General features: G+C 63.4%; 11 protein-coding genes and 2 pseudogenes. 2 read left to right on the forward strand and 11 right to left on the reverse strand.

Going from position 1 to position 13,346, the window contains the following annotated elements; translation table 11 throughout:
* Window positions 1–237: 237 nt before the first annotated feature.
* From GQ57_RS27855 to GQ57_RS27885, 8 genes and pseudogenes are all read right to left on the reverse strand, one after another.
* The gene (locus GQ57_RS27855) at window positions 238–1,863 is read right to left on the reverse strand and encodes a hypothetical protein (protein WP_152603366.1); all 1,626 of its coding nucleotides are present in this window, start codon (window positions 1,861–1,863) and stop codon (window positions 238–240) included.
* A 201-nt stretch (window positions 1,864–2,064) separates the two neighbouring features.
* Window positions 2,065–2,450 (reverse strand): annotated as a pseudogene (locus tag GQ57_RS40290) (IS66 family transposase); the annotation flags it as partial.
* A gap of 71 nt (window positions 2,451–2,521) precedes the next feature.
* Window positions 2,522–2,818: pseudogene (locus GQ57_RS27860) on the reverse strand (transposase domain-containing protein); the annotation flags it as partial.
* 337 nt (window positions 2,819–3,155) lie between these two features.
* Window positions 3,156–3,356, reverse strand: a complete 201-nt coding sequence (locus tag GQ57_RS42140; protein ID WP_152601665.1) for a hypothetical protein — start codon at window positions 3,354–3,356, stop codon at window positions 3,156–3,158.
* 128 nt (window positions 3,357–3,484) lie between these two features.
* Window positions 3,485–4,009 carry an AAA family ATPase gene (locus tag GQ57_RS27865; RefSeq protein WP_031397923.1) on the reverse strand — a complete coding sequence of 175 codons (525 nt, stop codon included), beginning with the start codon at window positions 4,007–4,009 and terminating at the stop codon, window positions 3,485–3,487.
* Between the two features lie 678 nt (window positions 4,010–4,687).
* A complete protein-coding gene (locus GQ57_RS27875) occupies window positions 4,688–4,933 on the reverse strand; it encodes a hypothetical protein (RefSeq protein WP_034199584.1) in 246 nt (81 codons plus the stop codon).
* Between the two features lie 241 nt (window positions 4,934–5,174).
* The gene (locus GQ57_RS27880) at window positions 5,175–5,903 is read right to left on the reverse strand and encodes a hypothetical protein (protein ID WP_152603367.1); all 729 of its coding nucleotides are present in this window, start codon (window positions 5,901–5,903) and stop codon (window positions 5,175–5,177) included.
* 358 nt (window positions 5,904–6,261) lie between these two features.
* Complete coding sequence (locus GQ57_RS27885; RefSeq protein ID WP_034199586.1) at window positions 6,262–7,713, reverse strand: DEAD/DEAH box helicase; 1,452 nt, start codon at window positions 7,711–7,713, stop codon at window positions 6,262–6,264.
* Between the two features lie 354 nt (window positions 7,714–8,067).
* On the opposite strand from GQ57_RS27885, the gene GQ57_RS27895 reads away from it, so the two are divergent.
* Window positions 8,068–8,802 carry an ABC transporter substrate-binding protein gene (locus GQ57_RS27895; protein WP_034199588.1) on the forward strand — a complete coding sequence of 245 codons (735 nt, stop codon included), beginning with the start codon at window positions 8,068–8,070 and terminating at the stop codon, window positions 8,800–8,802.
* A gap of 269 nt (window positions 8,803–9,071) precedes the next feature.
* On the opposite strand, the gene GQ57_RS27900 is transcribed toward GQ57_RS27895, so the two are convergent.
* Genes GQ57_RS27900 through GQ57_RS27910 form a run of 3 tightly spaced genes read right to left on the reverse strand, consistent with a single transcriptional unit; the run spans window position 9,072 to window position 12,655 of the window.
* A complete protein-coding gene (locus GQ57_RS27900; RefSeq protein ID WP_034199589.1) occupies window positions 9,072–10,232 on the reverse strand; it encodes a thiolase family protein in 1,161 nt (386 codons plus the stop codon).
* A 54-nt stretch (window positions 10,233–10,286) separates the two neighbouring features.
* A complete protein-coding gene (locus GQ57_RS27905; protein ID WP_052001503.1) occupies window positions 10,287–11,666 on the reverse strand; it encodes an MATE family efflux transporter in 1,380 nt (459 codons plus the stop codon).
* Window positions 11,663–12,655 (reverse strand): alpha/beta fold hydrolase, encoded by a 993-nt coding sequence (locus tag GQ57_RS27910; RefSeq protein WP_031397930.1) that lies wholly within the window; start codon window positions 12,653–12,655, stop codon window positions 11,663–11,665. The genes GQ57_RS27905 and GQ57_RS27910 overlap by 4 nt, the downstream gene beginning before the upstream one ends.
* A gap of 108 nt (window positions 12,656–12,763) precedes the next feature.
* Between GQ57_RS27910 and GQ57_RS27915 the strand changes: the two genes are divergently transcribed.
* Window positions 12,764–13,330, forward strand: a complete 567-nt coding sequence (locus tag GQ57_RS27915) for a TetR/AcrR family transcriptional regulator (RefSeq protein WP_031397931.1) — start codon at window positions 12,764–12,766, stop codon at window positions 13,328–13,330.
* Window positions 13,331–13,346 lie beyond the last annotated feature (16 nt).

Here is a 13,346-nt window from a genome sequence, read left to right on the forward strand (position 1 = left end):
TCTGTATAGTAGATCCGCCGCCTCTGTTTCATTGCAACACTCCTCGCTGCTATGCAGCTTCAAGTGTGTTGCATCGACGGGTTGAATCCGCAGCCGAGGGCGTGTCAAAACGAAAATTGCCACTTTTTTGGGGGGTGAATTTATCGTAAACGAGTTCCCAGCCCCGTCTCGACGGACTGAATAGAAATGGCCAGAGTGGTTCCCATCGGACAGTAGTGGGAACCGCAGGTCATTTGCCTACTGGCAGCCGGCGACCGGCGTACCTCCAGCCTTCACGATCGCAGCTTGCTGTACGAGGCAATCTGCTTGGGCTTTAAGTTTCGTGTCGTTGAGCGTGGCGTTGGTGGTCGATAGCGTGGATTGAGCAGTGAGCGCGGTGTTGCGCTGACCAATAGCCGTGTTCTCGGCGCCCAACGCGGTCGAGTAGCTGTTGGCCGCACCGCTTACGGCGGTGAGACCTTGGGCCAACGTCGAGGTGTTGGCCAATGACAGGACTGTAGGGGCGCCGTCAGCGGACAACGTGGCGGAGATCGTCACGTCGTCGCCCACGTGCGTATGTAACGGAACAAGGATCCGTTTGCCCAATTGGGGCAGCGTGATCGGAACGCTAGGCGCTAGGTCCGCATTCGCGCTGGTAGTTTGGGTAATCACCACGCCTTGGGTGTCCGGGTCGAGGCACTTGCCTAAGCACGTACGAGCAAGGCCTGCGGCGGGTTGCCGCAGCACCAGGCCCTTGATCTGCCCATTTGCGTCTGACGCGGGATCGGTTGCGGCCGTGGGTTGAGCGGGTAATGCGTCGGAGGCTCCGGCGGGCTGCGTCGCGGTGGTAGACCTCAGCACGTAGATTGCGATTTCACCGTCATCCGTGGATTGCGGATCCTTCGGAATGGAATTGGCAGCCCCATTGATCGTGACATAGACGGTCTTTTTGGCCTTGTCCGGGTCGACCCAAAGCGCTTTAATGTAGCGCCAAAGATCGACCGGAACCTCGGCTTTCATGAGAGGGGGTTGGCTCAGCGCCCCCTCTACGGGTTTGAACTGATTGGCGGTCGGAACAACAGCGATGGGTATCGTGAACGACACTTTTTTGAGCGCGTCAGCCATCGTCGAGGTGTCCTGGTTGAGTGTCACTTCTGCAGCCGACGCGGCTTGAGCAGACTTTGCCGCACTGGCCTTCTGGGACGCGCTCTTGAGTTCAGTCTGGGCTTTCGTGTAGTCCTTTAAAGCCGCCTGGGCTGTCCCGGAACAAGCATTGCTATCCAAAAAAATCTGTTTTGTCGTATCGTTTGGGATCAGCTTTTTTTGCTTGCTCGTCAAATTGGCGAAATCCAAATATTCGCCGTATGCCCCGTTGAATTGCGTGGATGATGGACTCGCGTTCCTGGGAACATGTACCCCAGCGGTCAATACATCCCCTGCGATCGTCGCGACGGATTGCAACCCGGCCCCTACCACCTGCAGCGATTGGTCTGCCAACTCCCCATTCACGCCTTGCAGCGTGCCATCAGATGCCGTAGTAAATTTCACGTTGGCGTTTTTGAATGCCCCTTGCAGGCTGGCGGTAGGCACGTAGAAATATTGGTTGGGATCGACGGGATAGGAAGGGGTAATCGTCGCTGAGATCTTCACTCCGATCGATGGAACGTCCCTCACGTTCCGGGTCGTTTCACCGCACTTGGTCAATGTCACAGTGTAGAGTACGTTGACCATCGCCTCGGGCAGAGCATAACGGTACGAGGCCACAGGAGGGTCCATCTTTGATGGATCGTAATGCACGCTAACCAGCGTAGTGCAACCAACCACAGCGAGAGCGAGCAGAGAAATCAAGACAGCCTGTTGTTGGATTCGTTTTTGCTCCAGCATGACGGTCTCCGACGGCCTGAGTGTGGGGTCGTACACCGAGAAAAGTATAGAAGATGGATCTCCCTCGGCAAGGTCAATCTGTCTGCCGAGGGCAAGCGGCAAGTCAAGTCGGCGCGATCGTACCGGGCGCGTAATCTGTATCGCTGCCACGTTGGTGGCGGGTAAGCGTGTCACCGGAGCCGTCTTGTGTAGCGCTGGCGTTTATGCGATGGCGAGCTGATCGGCGACAGCCCACGGCGTGAGCTCATTGATCCGGTTAATCGGGTGATCCGCGATGCGTGCCAGCACGTGACGCAGATATGCTTCGGGATCGATGCCATTCCTTGGCCAGCGGTGCCGATCCGGCTGTAGATCGCAGCAGCGCGCTCGCAGCCTGAGTCCGCACCCGCGAACAGGTAATTGCGCCGTCCGATTGCAACCCCTCGTAGCGCGCGTTCAACTGGCGGGTGTCGATCTCCAGATGCCCGTCGTCTCAATGGCGCGTGAGCGCTTCCCACCGGTTCAACGCAGAGGATCGCCCGGCTCCTGGCGGATTTGCCCGCGAGCATTTCCAGCGTGGCACTCAGCCACGCATCGAGTTGATCGAGCGAGCGCCTGGCATGCTCCGTAAGCGCCCGACCGGAACCGTAGCGTGGGCTGTTGACGGCGGGGGGCGATGCTATCGGATGGGTTCGACGCGAGCGGTTGATGGCAGCAACGGCGCCACGCGCCACGGCATCAGCTCGTCAATCCAGCTGACCGGATGGTCAGCGATACGCTCGAGCACGTAGGCAAGATACGCCTCGCGAGCGAGGCCGTTCAGGCGTGCCGTGCCGATCGGGCTGTACATCGCGGCGGCACGTTCTCCGCCAGTGTCGGCGCCGGCGTACAAGTAGTTGCGCCTGTCGATCGCGACGCCGCGCAGCGCTCGTTCAGCAATCAGGTTGTCGATCTCTGCGCGCCCGTCGCTGCAGTGAGGATCTCCGCTGGGGGGCGCCAGATAACAGATACGTAGCCGCATCTTTCCAGTGAGGCTAACGACATGCTCGTCGACAGGCGACCGGGCATCTTCCATCATGAAGCCGCCATCACCTATGGCAAGGATACGTCGCGTGGATGCTCCGGTCGCTGATTGTCGGGCTTCTCGCAAAACCATAAATACCCGAGGTTCCGAATCTCGACGAAGCCGGTGGCTGTGTCGAACGGTTCATTTCGTTCGAACCCGGGACGATAGCAACCGCACCCGCCCCTACCTTGGCAGCGATCGGGAGAGACAGATAACGCACTTCAAATCAGATCTCCATTTGGTTAGCTCACGTGCGCGGCGCAAGACTCCTTGAGACAGCTCGCCAAAACTGTGCCGCCTTGAAGTCGTCGGTAGATTCCGCTTTATCTGCCAAACCAGCAGCGAAGATATGAGCAGCCCTTCCATGACGCAGCGCGAGTTCGTGCGCCTCCCTCGACACCTCGACCCAATCTAATGTTGCCTCTGCTTTTCCGTCATCAGTATCCATGTGCCCTTTTCACGCCGCATCCGAAGCGGATTAACGCTACCATTGCCACCGATCTTGCGAACGCTGCCGATAGCCCCCTGCTGGCCGAACGTCGTCTGATGCAATCAGCCTGTTCGGCGTGCTTTTCACTAAACCATTTGGTTCCCTGGAGGGGCCAACGACAGTCGCTGCATGATTGCTTCGACTGCCTGCTCAACCGACAACTTTGCGGTGTCGACGACGAGGTGCGCCGATTTCCATGGGTCGTATTGACGTTCAAGCACGCTCTGCCATGTCGGCAACTGAAAATCGGGAATATCGGCCTGTCTCCCCTCGACCCTACGCCGGTGCATGGCAGCATCCGAACAAACCAATTCGATCTCGCAAATCCGCACCCCTGCGTCGAACGCTACACTTCTCCAGGCGCTACGTGTAATTTGCAATGAATTGACCGAGTCCGCGACGACAGTCGACCCAAGCCGCAAGTTATCGGCGGCAACCGCATATGCGGCCAGATAGCCACCGGCCCCAATATCCGCTTGGCCGCCTCTGCACGCCTTGATCGCCTGTTCCAATGTATCCATGCGCAGATAAACGGCCGCGAGCTTGCGTGCGAGCATTTGCGCTACTGTCGTCTTCCCGGTGCCCGGTAGCCCGCCAAGGACGATCAACACTTTCGATGCTCCCGGATCAATAGACGGAGACAGATTGTTATCGGTCTACGTCACAAGGTCGACTGTCTCGTTGTGGCCAACGTCTACCCGGCATGGCGGACCGTTACTGATCTGCGGCAGGAACCGGCCTGTCATCAAGCCGGCGCTCACGGTTACTCGGGTGACAATCTGATGTCCGCGTTTCCATAACCACCATGCTTCCCATCCCGAAGCACGCGGCGAGTGCACTCGAGCCACTCAGGGAACACCGCGGCGTCCATGGGCGCCCCCTGCCCATTGGGTTCCCCCCATAGGGCCAGGCTGCTGAGAAGTGCGCCTAGCACTTCAGGCCTATCGAGAGACTCCCATTCCCGTTCGAGAAATTCGAACATGATCAGATACGCCTGGCGCAGCGTAACGGTAGACTCCATCGATGGCTTTTCCATTCTGAACGTGTTCCGGCGGCAAAGCTGCCAGTCTATCTCGACGGTCCGGAATTGGCCGGGCCCAATCGGACGCAAGCGGCAGCGACGACTAAAAACGACCAAACCGATGCCTCTATCAGCCAATGAGGCCCAGTCTTCCCGATCAAGATACAGCTTGATTTCTCCAGGCAAAGCCTGTGTTGCGCACCCCAGGAATCGTGGCGCCGAGCAACTGCCTCTGGCCGAATCCGGAAGTCCGCGCCCCCCCTTGCCATCACGGCTCCGAGATCACGATATGCTCGGCGTACTTCAACGCTTCATCGATAAATATTCGGAGTGCAAGCGCAGCAGCAGCTCTGTTCACCAGGTAATCTACAAAGTAGAACCCGTCTTGCTCGAGCGAGTAGCTGTAGATTTCTGCCATCGAAGGCTGATCGACGGGGTTCGGTAATTTTTTGAAAAACGTGGATGGATCGTAGCCGGCCGGGACGGAAAACTTGATCTTGTACTCGATTCCCATGACTCTGGCTCTCCTGAATGCAACGGCAGATGGCGGGATGGTGAACCGCTACCTGCGTACGCCCCGAAAATCGTCGTTATGCTGAAAAGGGTTTCATCGAAAGACCGTAATTTTGAACGATCTGCGGGCGTGTGTTGAATATCGCTTCCTGGCCGCTACTTGCGATCACGAGGTGCTTCCGCTTTCGATTGCCCGAATCGGCACATGAAACCGGGCGATCAGTCGGCTACAAACACACCCATCACCGACGGAGCCCCGCGTCACAGAGCAGCCGGACGTCGCGCGACAGATTTTCCACTTCGTCGCCAGAGCGGCCAGCCAGGGCGGTCTCCACGCACGTATCCACCTGTTCGGTCGAAGACGAGCCGCTCACCACTCGAGCCCTTCCGATTGGCGAGTCGGGATCGGCCGCCGAGCCTTTCCCGGAGAGATCCAGCTCGCGCCCTGTTTGCTCCCGGTAGCGCCTGAGCATCACGCTATTCTGTTCTGCAACGATCGGCGCCGCCAGTTCGTACTCCGGTCTGAAAACAAATGCCTGCCCGGGGCAACCCTGCTTTTTTGCGTCGAACCTGGCGCGCATGTTCCCGACGTCATGCCGCTTCTTATAGTCGACAAACTCGGAATATGAGTTGGACCAATCGTCACGGACTTCTCCGATGTAAGCCAGCGCCGCTTCTATCTGTTCCACGTTCTCCACGTCGAGGCTCAACTGGGAACAGTCGCTGGACGCCGCCTCTTCCTGTTGATGAGAAAGCAGCGTCTTCAGTTCCGTCACGGCGGATTGAGCTTCGGGAATTCGACCTTCGGCGATGAACTTCCGGATCACCTCGTATCGAGGCGCCGTCTCATGGACGTAGTCGAACCTCGGCGTCACGTTTTCCGGTCGCTTTTCGCAAGCGCCAAGCGCCAGAATCAAGAGGAAGACTATTCGATTCGTTCTTGTCCGCTTCATCGTTATCGCGTTCTTCATGATTATTCTGATGATCTCCGGCGTTGCCGGACGACGAACCATCCCGTCAAGGGTTCTCTGAGTCGAGTATCGGCGATTTACGCGTTGCCGACGCGCCCGCGACCGGCCGGATACCCGGAGAATCGACGACTATCGCAGCGTCACGATCCGACTACCGGACAAGCTCCTTGTATATTTCCGCCGGGCATCTTTTCAACGATCGTCGCGTACACGTCGCAGATATGCCGCATGCATGCCGGAAAAGACGTTGCCCCCGTCAAATACCGAACCCCGGCATGTGGCGTCGAGAACGCGAGGCGTCGAATACGTCCCGCGTCTTAAACGCGTGATTCATCCGCCCAACACAACGCTGCCCCCATCAAGCCTGGCGTTTCCCTCGGCCACCGGCCGGCTTGCCACCCGGCTTGCGCGGACCCGCAACAGCCTTGCCGGCGGGCTTGCTGCGCGGCTTTTGCGCGCTGAACGGACTACCGCTGGACAAACCTGCCCCTTTACCCGCACCCGCACCCGCCGCCCGCGACGCCGCAGGCTTGCGTTTGCCTTCCCCGCCTTGCGCACGCGGCTTCTTGCCGGGCCCCTGCCCGCCGCCCGGCACGGCTTGCGGCACTTTGGGCTTCTTGGGTTTCTTCGGCTTCTTGACGATCTCGCCGGTCGTGCTGGTCTGCGGCACACGATGTTCGGCTTCAAAGCCCGGCTCTTCCTCACGGCGCAGCGTTTGCCGGATCAGCGCTTCGATCGCGGCCAGTTGCGGCGCCTCGTCGGCACACACCAGGGACACCGCCACCCCGCTCGCGCCTGCACGGCCGGTGCGGCCGATACGGTGCACGTAGTCTTGCGCGACGATCGGCAGATCGACGTTGATCACCAGCGGCAAATCGTCGATATCCAGCCCGCGCGCCGCCACGTCGGTGGCGACCAGCATCTGCACTTCGCCCGACTTGAAACGCTCCAGCGCACGCAGGCGCGCAGGTTGCGGCTTGTCGCCGTGGATGGTGTCGACCGCATAGCCTGCTTCATCCAGCATCGCCGCCAGATAATCCACGCCGTTGCGGGTCTTGACGAACACCAGCGCATGGGTCCACTTGTTCTCGGCCACGAGGTGCATGAAGAGGTCGGGCTTGTTCCGTTTGTCGACCGGCACCACCCACTGCTTGATCTTGCTGGCCGTGACGTTCGGCGGACTGACGCTGATATCGACCGGGTTCTGCAGAATGCCCGCCGCCATCGCGCGGATATCGTCGGTGAACGTGGCGGAGAACAGCAAGGTCTGGCGCCGGGCGGGCAACGCGGCGAAGACGGCGTCGAGTTCGCGCGCGAAGCCGAGATCCAGCATGCGGTCCGCTTCGTCCAGCACCAGCGCCTGCACCTGATCGAACTGCACCGCGTTCTGGCGATTGAGATCCAGCAAGCGGCCCGGCGTCGCGACGAGCACGTCCACGCCCTTGCGCAGCTTCATCATCTGCGGGTTGATACTCACGCCGCCATAGGCAGCCAGAAAGCGCAGGTCGAGGCCCTTGCCGTAAGTGACGAAGCTTTGCAGCACCTGCTCCGCCAGTTCACGCGTCGGCACCAGCACCAGGACGCGCGCGCGGTTGCTGGACACCGCCGGGCCGTGCTGCACCAGGCGCTGCAGCAGCGGCAGCGCGAAACCGGCCGTCTTGCCGGTGCCGGTCTGCGCCGCGGCCATGACGTCCTTGCCGCCGAGCACGGCGGGAATCGCCTTGGCCTGCACCGGCGTCGGTGTCTGGTAATTGAGATCCTGCACATTACGCAGCAACGGATCGATCAGGCCGAGCGATGCAAAAGACATGGACGTTTTCCGGGCTAAAACCGTAATTCTAGCGGTTATCACGCCGGTTCCACCATGCGGATCGCGGGACGCAAGGGTCGTCGTCGATCGCCCCCGATCGAAGCGGCATCACCGCGCGCAGCGCCTCGACGCGTTCGAAGCGGCCGATCGACGCGCGTCTCCCCGGCACAGGCCTGCGGCCTGCGGCCCGCGTCTCGCGCCTCGACACGACGCAGCCGACCATCGACACGAAATGGCCCCCCTCGACCGGCGCCGCTTCGCGCCCTCCGCCGGTCAGGTGATAAGCTCGATGCCGTCGCATCGCCGCGCACCGGCGCACCTCGAACCCTGACCCTACGACCGCAGCGAGCCCCCATGTCCCTCTCTCCTTCCGTCCTTTCCGCGTTCACGCCGACCGGCAAGCTGCGCGCGTCGATCAATCTCGGCAACCCGATCCTGGCGAACCGCGACCCGGCGACCGGCGAACCGTTCGGCGTATCGATCGACCTCGCGCGTGCATTCGCCGAACGCCTGTCGGCCGAACTGGAACTCGTGGTGTTCGACGCGGCCGGCAAGTCGGTGCAGGCGCTGACCGACGAGCGCGCGGATTTCGGCTTCTTCGCGGTCGATCCGCTGCGCGGCGAAACGGTCGCGTTCACCGCGCCGTACGTGCTGATCGAGGGGTTCTATCTCGTGCGCGACGCGTCGCCGATCCGCACGAACGCGGACGTCGACCAGCCTCACAACCGCGTGACCGTCGGCCAGGGCAGCGCCTACGACCTGTTCCTCACGCGCGAGCTGAAGGCCGCCCGGATCGTCCGTGCACCGACGTCGCAGGCCGTCGTGCAGACATTCGTCGACCAGCAGCTGGAAGTGGCGGCCGGCGTGAAGCAGCAGCTCGAGACAGACGCGGCGACCACGCCCGGCCTGCGCCTGCTCGACGAACGCTTCATGGTGATCCGGCAGGCGATGGGCGTGCCGAAGAGCCGCGGCGAAGCGGCCGCGGCGGCACTGAGCGCATTCGTCGAGGACATGAAGGCGTCGGGCTTCGTCGCGGATTCGCTGCGGCGCCACGGCATCAACGGCGCATCCGTCGCGCCGCCGGCGTGATCACGGCCCGCCGCGACAATCGCCCGCGCGGGCTTCAAGGTGTCGCCCCGGGACTCACCTAGCCACCCGCGGCGGCCGGCCCGCCGCACACTGCCGGCACGAGCCGCACGATGTCGCGGGTCAGGCGCCTGGCCATCCAGCGTCATCCGCATCCCGTGCCGCGAACGTCATGCCGTCGCGGCACCGCACAACGCAAATTCAGCCGCACGTCCTGGATGGCGTCGGCATGCCGACGCGATCCTCGACGGGGCGCGCCCTTCACGCACCGCCTAAACCGCCTCGAGCACCGTCGCGATCCCCTGCCCGCCGCCGATACACTGCGTGGCCAGCGCGTAACGACCGCTGACGCGGCACAGGAGCGTGGCCGCCTTGCCCGTGATCCGCGCGCCGGTTGCGCCGAGCGGATGGCCGAGCGCGATCGCGCCGCCGTCGATGTTGGTTCGCTCGGGATCGATGCCGAGCTCGCGCATGCAGGCGATCGCTTGCGACGCAAAGGCTTCGTTGATTTCGATCACGTCCATGTCCTCGATGCGCAAGCCGGCACGCGCAAGCGCCTTGCGCGTCGCGTGCACCGGCCCCATCCCCATGATTTCCGGTTCGAGGCCCGCGATCGCGGTCGACCTGATGCGGGCGAGCACGTCGAGCCCATGCTGCCGGGCGAATGCCTCCGACGTGACGAGGACGGCAACGGCGCCGTCGGTCAAAGGCGACGCGGTACCGGCCGTGACGGTTCCGCCTTCCCCGAACGCGGGTTTCAGCGCGGCCAGCCCTTCGAGCGACGTCTGCGGGCGCAGGCAGCGGTCGCGATCGATCATGGTGCCGTCGGGCGTGACGACGGGCACGAGTTCGTCGTCCAGACGCCCCTCGGCCTGCGCGCGTGCGGCCTTGCGCTGCGACTCGACCGCGAACGCGTCCTGCTCCTCGCGCGAAATGTTCCAGCGGGCCGCGACGTTCTCGGCCGTGATGCCCATCGGCGTGTACGCGTGGGTCGGAACCTCCGCATCGGGATGTTCCGGCGACGCGAATCGCGGGTTCGGCGACGCCGACAGGCCGCCTTGCGGCACCATCGTCATGCTCTCGACCCCTGCCGCGATGAACGCTTCGCCGGCCCCGATCGCGATTTGCCCGGCCGCCATGTGGATCGCATACATCGACGAGCCGCAGAAGCGGTTCACGGTCGCCCCGCCGATCCGGACGGGCAGTCCCGCGAGCAGCAATGCGATGCGTGCGACGTTGTCGCCCTGGGCCCCCTCGGGATAGGCGCATCCCATCAGCACATCCTCGATCAGGTGCGGATCGATTCCGCTGCGCCGGACCAGTTCGGCCAGCGCGACGGCGGCCAGATCGTCGGGACGCGCGGCGTGCAGGGGTCCCTTGCGGGCAAATGCGAAAGGCGTGCGGACGTAACCCGCGATGACGGTACGATTCATTTCAGCATCCTCCAAATGAGGCCGGCCGGTAACGGCGCGCCAGTGCGCGCGCCGTCACACCTCGACCCGGGTCCAGATACGTTTGGGCACCATCGTGGCCGCGCACACCAGCGCCGAGCCGACCGTCCCCGCCGCGACGAACGCGGAGAGCGTCCCCATGCCGCCGCCCAGCTGATTGACGGCCAGCCAGCCGCCTCCGGCCGCAATGCACAGGCGGGCCGTGCCGCCCAGGATCGTCCAGAACGGACGGCCGATACCCTGCGCGGCGAACGAGAGGATGAAAGACACGCCGACCAGGCCGTAGAGCGGCGCGATGGTCGTCAGGTAAAGCCCGCCGAAATGGGTCGCGGCCGCGTCATGCGTGAACAGCCCCAGCCAGACGGGCGGATGAATGGCGACGACCAGCCCGATGACCTGCGTGAAGCCGGCGCCCATCGCAATGCCGAGCCATGTGGCGCGCCGGGCGCGCGCGACGTCGCCCGCGCCCATGCACGTCCCGACGACGGTCAGCACGGCGGTGCCCATGCCGAACAGCAGCGGTATCAGCACGTAGTCGAGTCGCGACGCGATGCCGTAGCCGGCCAGCGCGGCCTGGCCGAAACGCCCGACCACCGCGGTCAGCAATACGACCATCAGGTTCAGTTGCAGCGCGCCGATCGACGAGAGCGCGCCGACCCGGAGAATGTCCGCGAAGAAGCGCCGGTTCAGCGGCGTGCGCGTCAGCATCAACCCGCCGTGCCCGCGGGCCATGTAGACCAGCAGCACGACCGCGGCGACGCTGTAATAGAGGGACACCGCCATCCCCGCTCCCGCAATGCCCAGGCCCGGCACGGCGCCCACGCCGAAGATCAGCAACGGCGAAAGCGGAATCAGCACCAGCGCGCCGGCAAAGGTCGTGATCGCGGGAATCCTGACGTTGCCGCTGCCTCGCAAGGCCGCGCACAGCAGGTTGACGATCCAGATCGGGATCGCGCCGGCGAACACGTAGTTCGAATAGGTCACCGCCGCGGCAAGCCCCGGCCCCCGCCCCCCGAGCGCGGCATACAGCGCGGGGCCGCACCACCACGCCCCGATCGTGAACAGGCAGCCGAGCACGACGGCCACGACGACCGCATGCAGGACGAGCGCATCCGCTTCGCGCCGCTTGCCGCCGCCGATCGCGCGCGCCACGGCGGACGCCACGCCGCCGCCGATGCCGCCGTTGGACATCATCGTCATCAACATCGAGACCGGGAAGACGAGCGACACGCCGACCAGCGAATCGGTGCCGAGAAAACTCACGTACCACGTCTCCAGCACGCCGACGAACGTCTGGGCGATCAGGACGACGATGGTGGTGAGCCCGAGCGACAGCAGGGTTCGAAACAGCGGGCCGCCCAGAATGCGGGCGCGACGCAGCGCGCCGGCATCGGGCCTGGTGGCAGTCTGATTCATGGGCGCCGTTCCTGTCCCCGATTCGACAAGAACGACAGCAACAGCTGATTGACCGCATCGGGCGCTTCCTGCTGCACGAAATGGCCGATTCCGGCGATCAGGTGCTTGCCCGTCAGGTGCGGCACGTTGCGTTCGAGCGTCTCGTATTCGTCCTTCGCCATCTTCAGCACGCCGTCCAACTCGCCCGTGATGAAGACCGTGGGCTGGAGGATGCGCGCGCCGGCCAGGAACGCCGTCAGTTCCCAGTTCCGGTCGAAGTTCCGATACCAGTTGATGCCGCCGCGGAAACCCGACCGCTCGAACTGCGCCGTGAAATAGTCGAGCGCTTCCGTCGTGAGCCACGCGGGTTGCTCGTCGGGGAACACGAGACTGTCGACGAGGCGGCTGGCTTTGTCGAAACGGGCGAAGCTGGCGTGGCGATGTTTTTCATTCGCGCGCGCCTGCCCCGACGCCGTATAGAGAATGCCCAGCAACGAGCGTCGGATGTCGGCTTCCAGTTCGCGCTCGATCCGTCCGGGTTCCTGAAAATACTGCTGATAGAAGTGCTGTTCTTGCGAAAGCAGTTGAAAGCGAACCGCGGGCCGCAGCACCTGGCGCGGCAGGTACGGCACGCTCAGCAACGCGAGCCTGTCGAACATGTCGGGGCGCAGCAGCGCGGCGGGTGCGACGACCATGGCGCCCCAATCGTGCCCGACGAGCGTCGCGCGCTCTTCCCCGAGCGCATGAACCAGGCCGACCAGATCCGCGACGAGGTTCAGGACGTTGTACGACTCGACGGCTTGCGGTGAGTCGGTGTCGCCGTAGCCTCGCTGATCCATCGCGACGACCCGGTACCCGGCCCGCGCCAGCGGCTCGATCTGATGACGCCACGAAAACCACGATTCCGGCCACCCGTGACACAGCAGCACGAGCGGCCCGACGCCCTGCTCCACGTAATGCATGCGAATGCCGTTGGTATGGACGTAGCCATGCTTCCAGTCGTGTCCCACTTCCGCCCCCTTGGATCAATAAGAGTATGATCGACATCCAATTAGAGTATGGATACACTCTAAGTGTCAACGAAAAGTTTCAAGGCGGCGCTTGGGCGCCGGATCGACATGAGAAAGTCCAGGGAAGAGGCCAGCCAGACCCGCAAGCGGATCGTGGAAACAGCGGCGCGGGAGTTGCGCGAGAAGGGCGTGGTGGGCGCCGGGATTGCCGACATCATGTCGGCGGCCGGCCTCACGCCGGGCGGGTTCTATCGACATTTCGAATCGAAGGACCATCTCGTGGCGGAAGCATGCGACGTCGCCAGCGCGACGCTCTACGAGACGCTCGAGTCGTTCGTGCAGGGGAAGCCGCCGCGCGACGCGCGCCGGGAGATCGCGGAGCGTTACCTGTCGGTCGCGCACCGCGACAACATGTCGATCGGCTGCCCGTTCGCGGCGCTGGGCGGCGACATGGCGAGAGCCGATGCGCGCACGCGGCAAGTCGCGACGGAAGGGTTCCTGCGTCTCGCGGGTCTCTTTGCGGAACAGCTGGGGGGCACGGAAGCGAGCAAGCGCGGCAAATCGCTGGCGGCGGCGTCAGCCATGATCGGCGCACTGATGATGTCGCGCGTGGTCGATGACGACGGGCTGTCGCAGGAGATCCTCGAGGCCGCACGGGACGCGCTGTGCAAATGATGCGCCGGTGTCCGCG

This window comes from Burkholderia sp. MSh2 (assembly GCF_000731655.1).
GTDB classification, from domain to species: Bacteria; Pseudomonadota; Gammaproteobacteria; order Burkholderiales; family Burkholderiaceae; genus Burkholderia; species Burkholderia paludis.

Coding starts and splice junctions, on each gene's coding strand:
- GQ57_RS27855 (WP_152603366.1), bottom strand. CDS start 1,863: ATGCTGGAGCAAAAACGAATCCAACAACAGGCTGTCTTGATTTCTCTG.
- GQ57_RS42140 (WP_152601665.1), bottom strand. CDS start 3,356: ATGGATACTGATGACGGAAAAGCAGAGGCAACATTAGATTGGGTCGAG.
- GQ57_RS27875 (WP_034199584.1), bottom strand. CDS start 4,933: ATGGGAATCGAGTACAAGATCAAGTTTTCCGTCCCGGCCGGCTACGAT.
- GQ57_RS27880 (WP_152603367.1), bottom strand. CDS start 5,903: ATGAAGAACGCGATAACGATGAAGCGGACAAGAACGAATCGAATAGTC.
- GQ57_RS27885 (WP_034199586.1), bottom strand. CDS start 7,713: ATGTCTTTTGCATCGCTCGGCCTGATCGATCCGTTGCTGCGTAATGTG.
- GQ57_RS27895 (WP_034199588.1), top strand. CDS start 8,068: ATGTCCCTCTCTCCTTCCGTCCTTTCCGCGTTCACGCCGACCGGCAAG.
- GQ57_RS27900 (WP_034199589.1), bottom strand. CDS start 10,232: ATGAATCGTACCGTCATCGCGGGTTACGTCCGCACGCCTTTCGCATTT.
- GQ57_RS27905 (WP_052001503.1), bottom strand. CDS start 11,666: ATGAATCAGACTGCCACCAGGCCCGATGCCGGCGCGCTGCGTCGCGCC.
- GQ57_RS27915 (WP_031397931.1), top strand. CDS start 12,764: ATGAGAAAGTCCAGGGAAGAGGCCAGCCAGACCCGCAAGCGGATCGTG.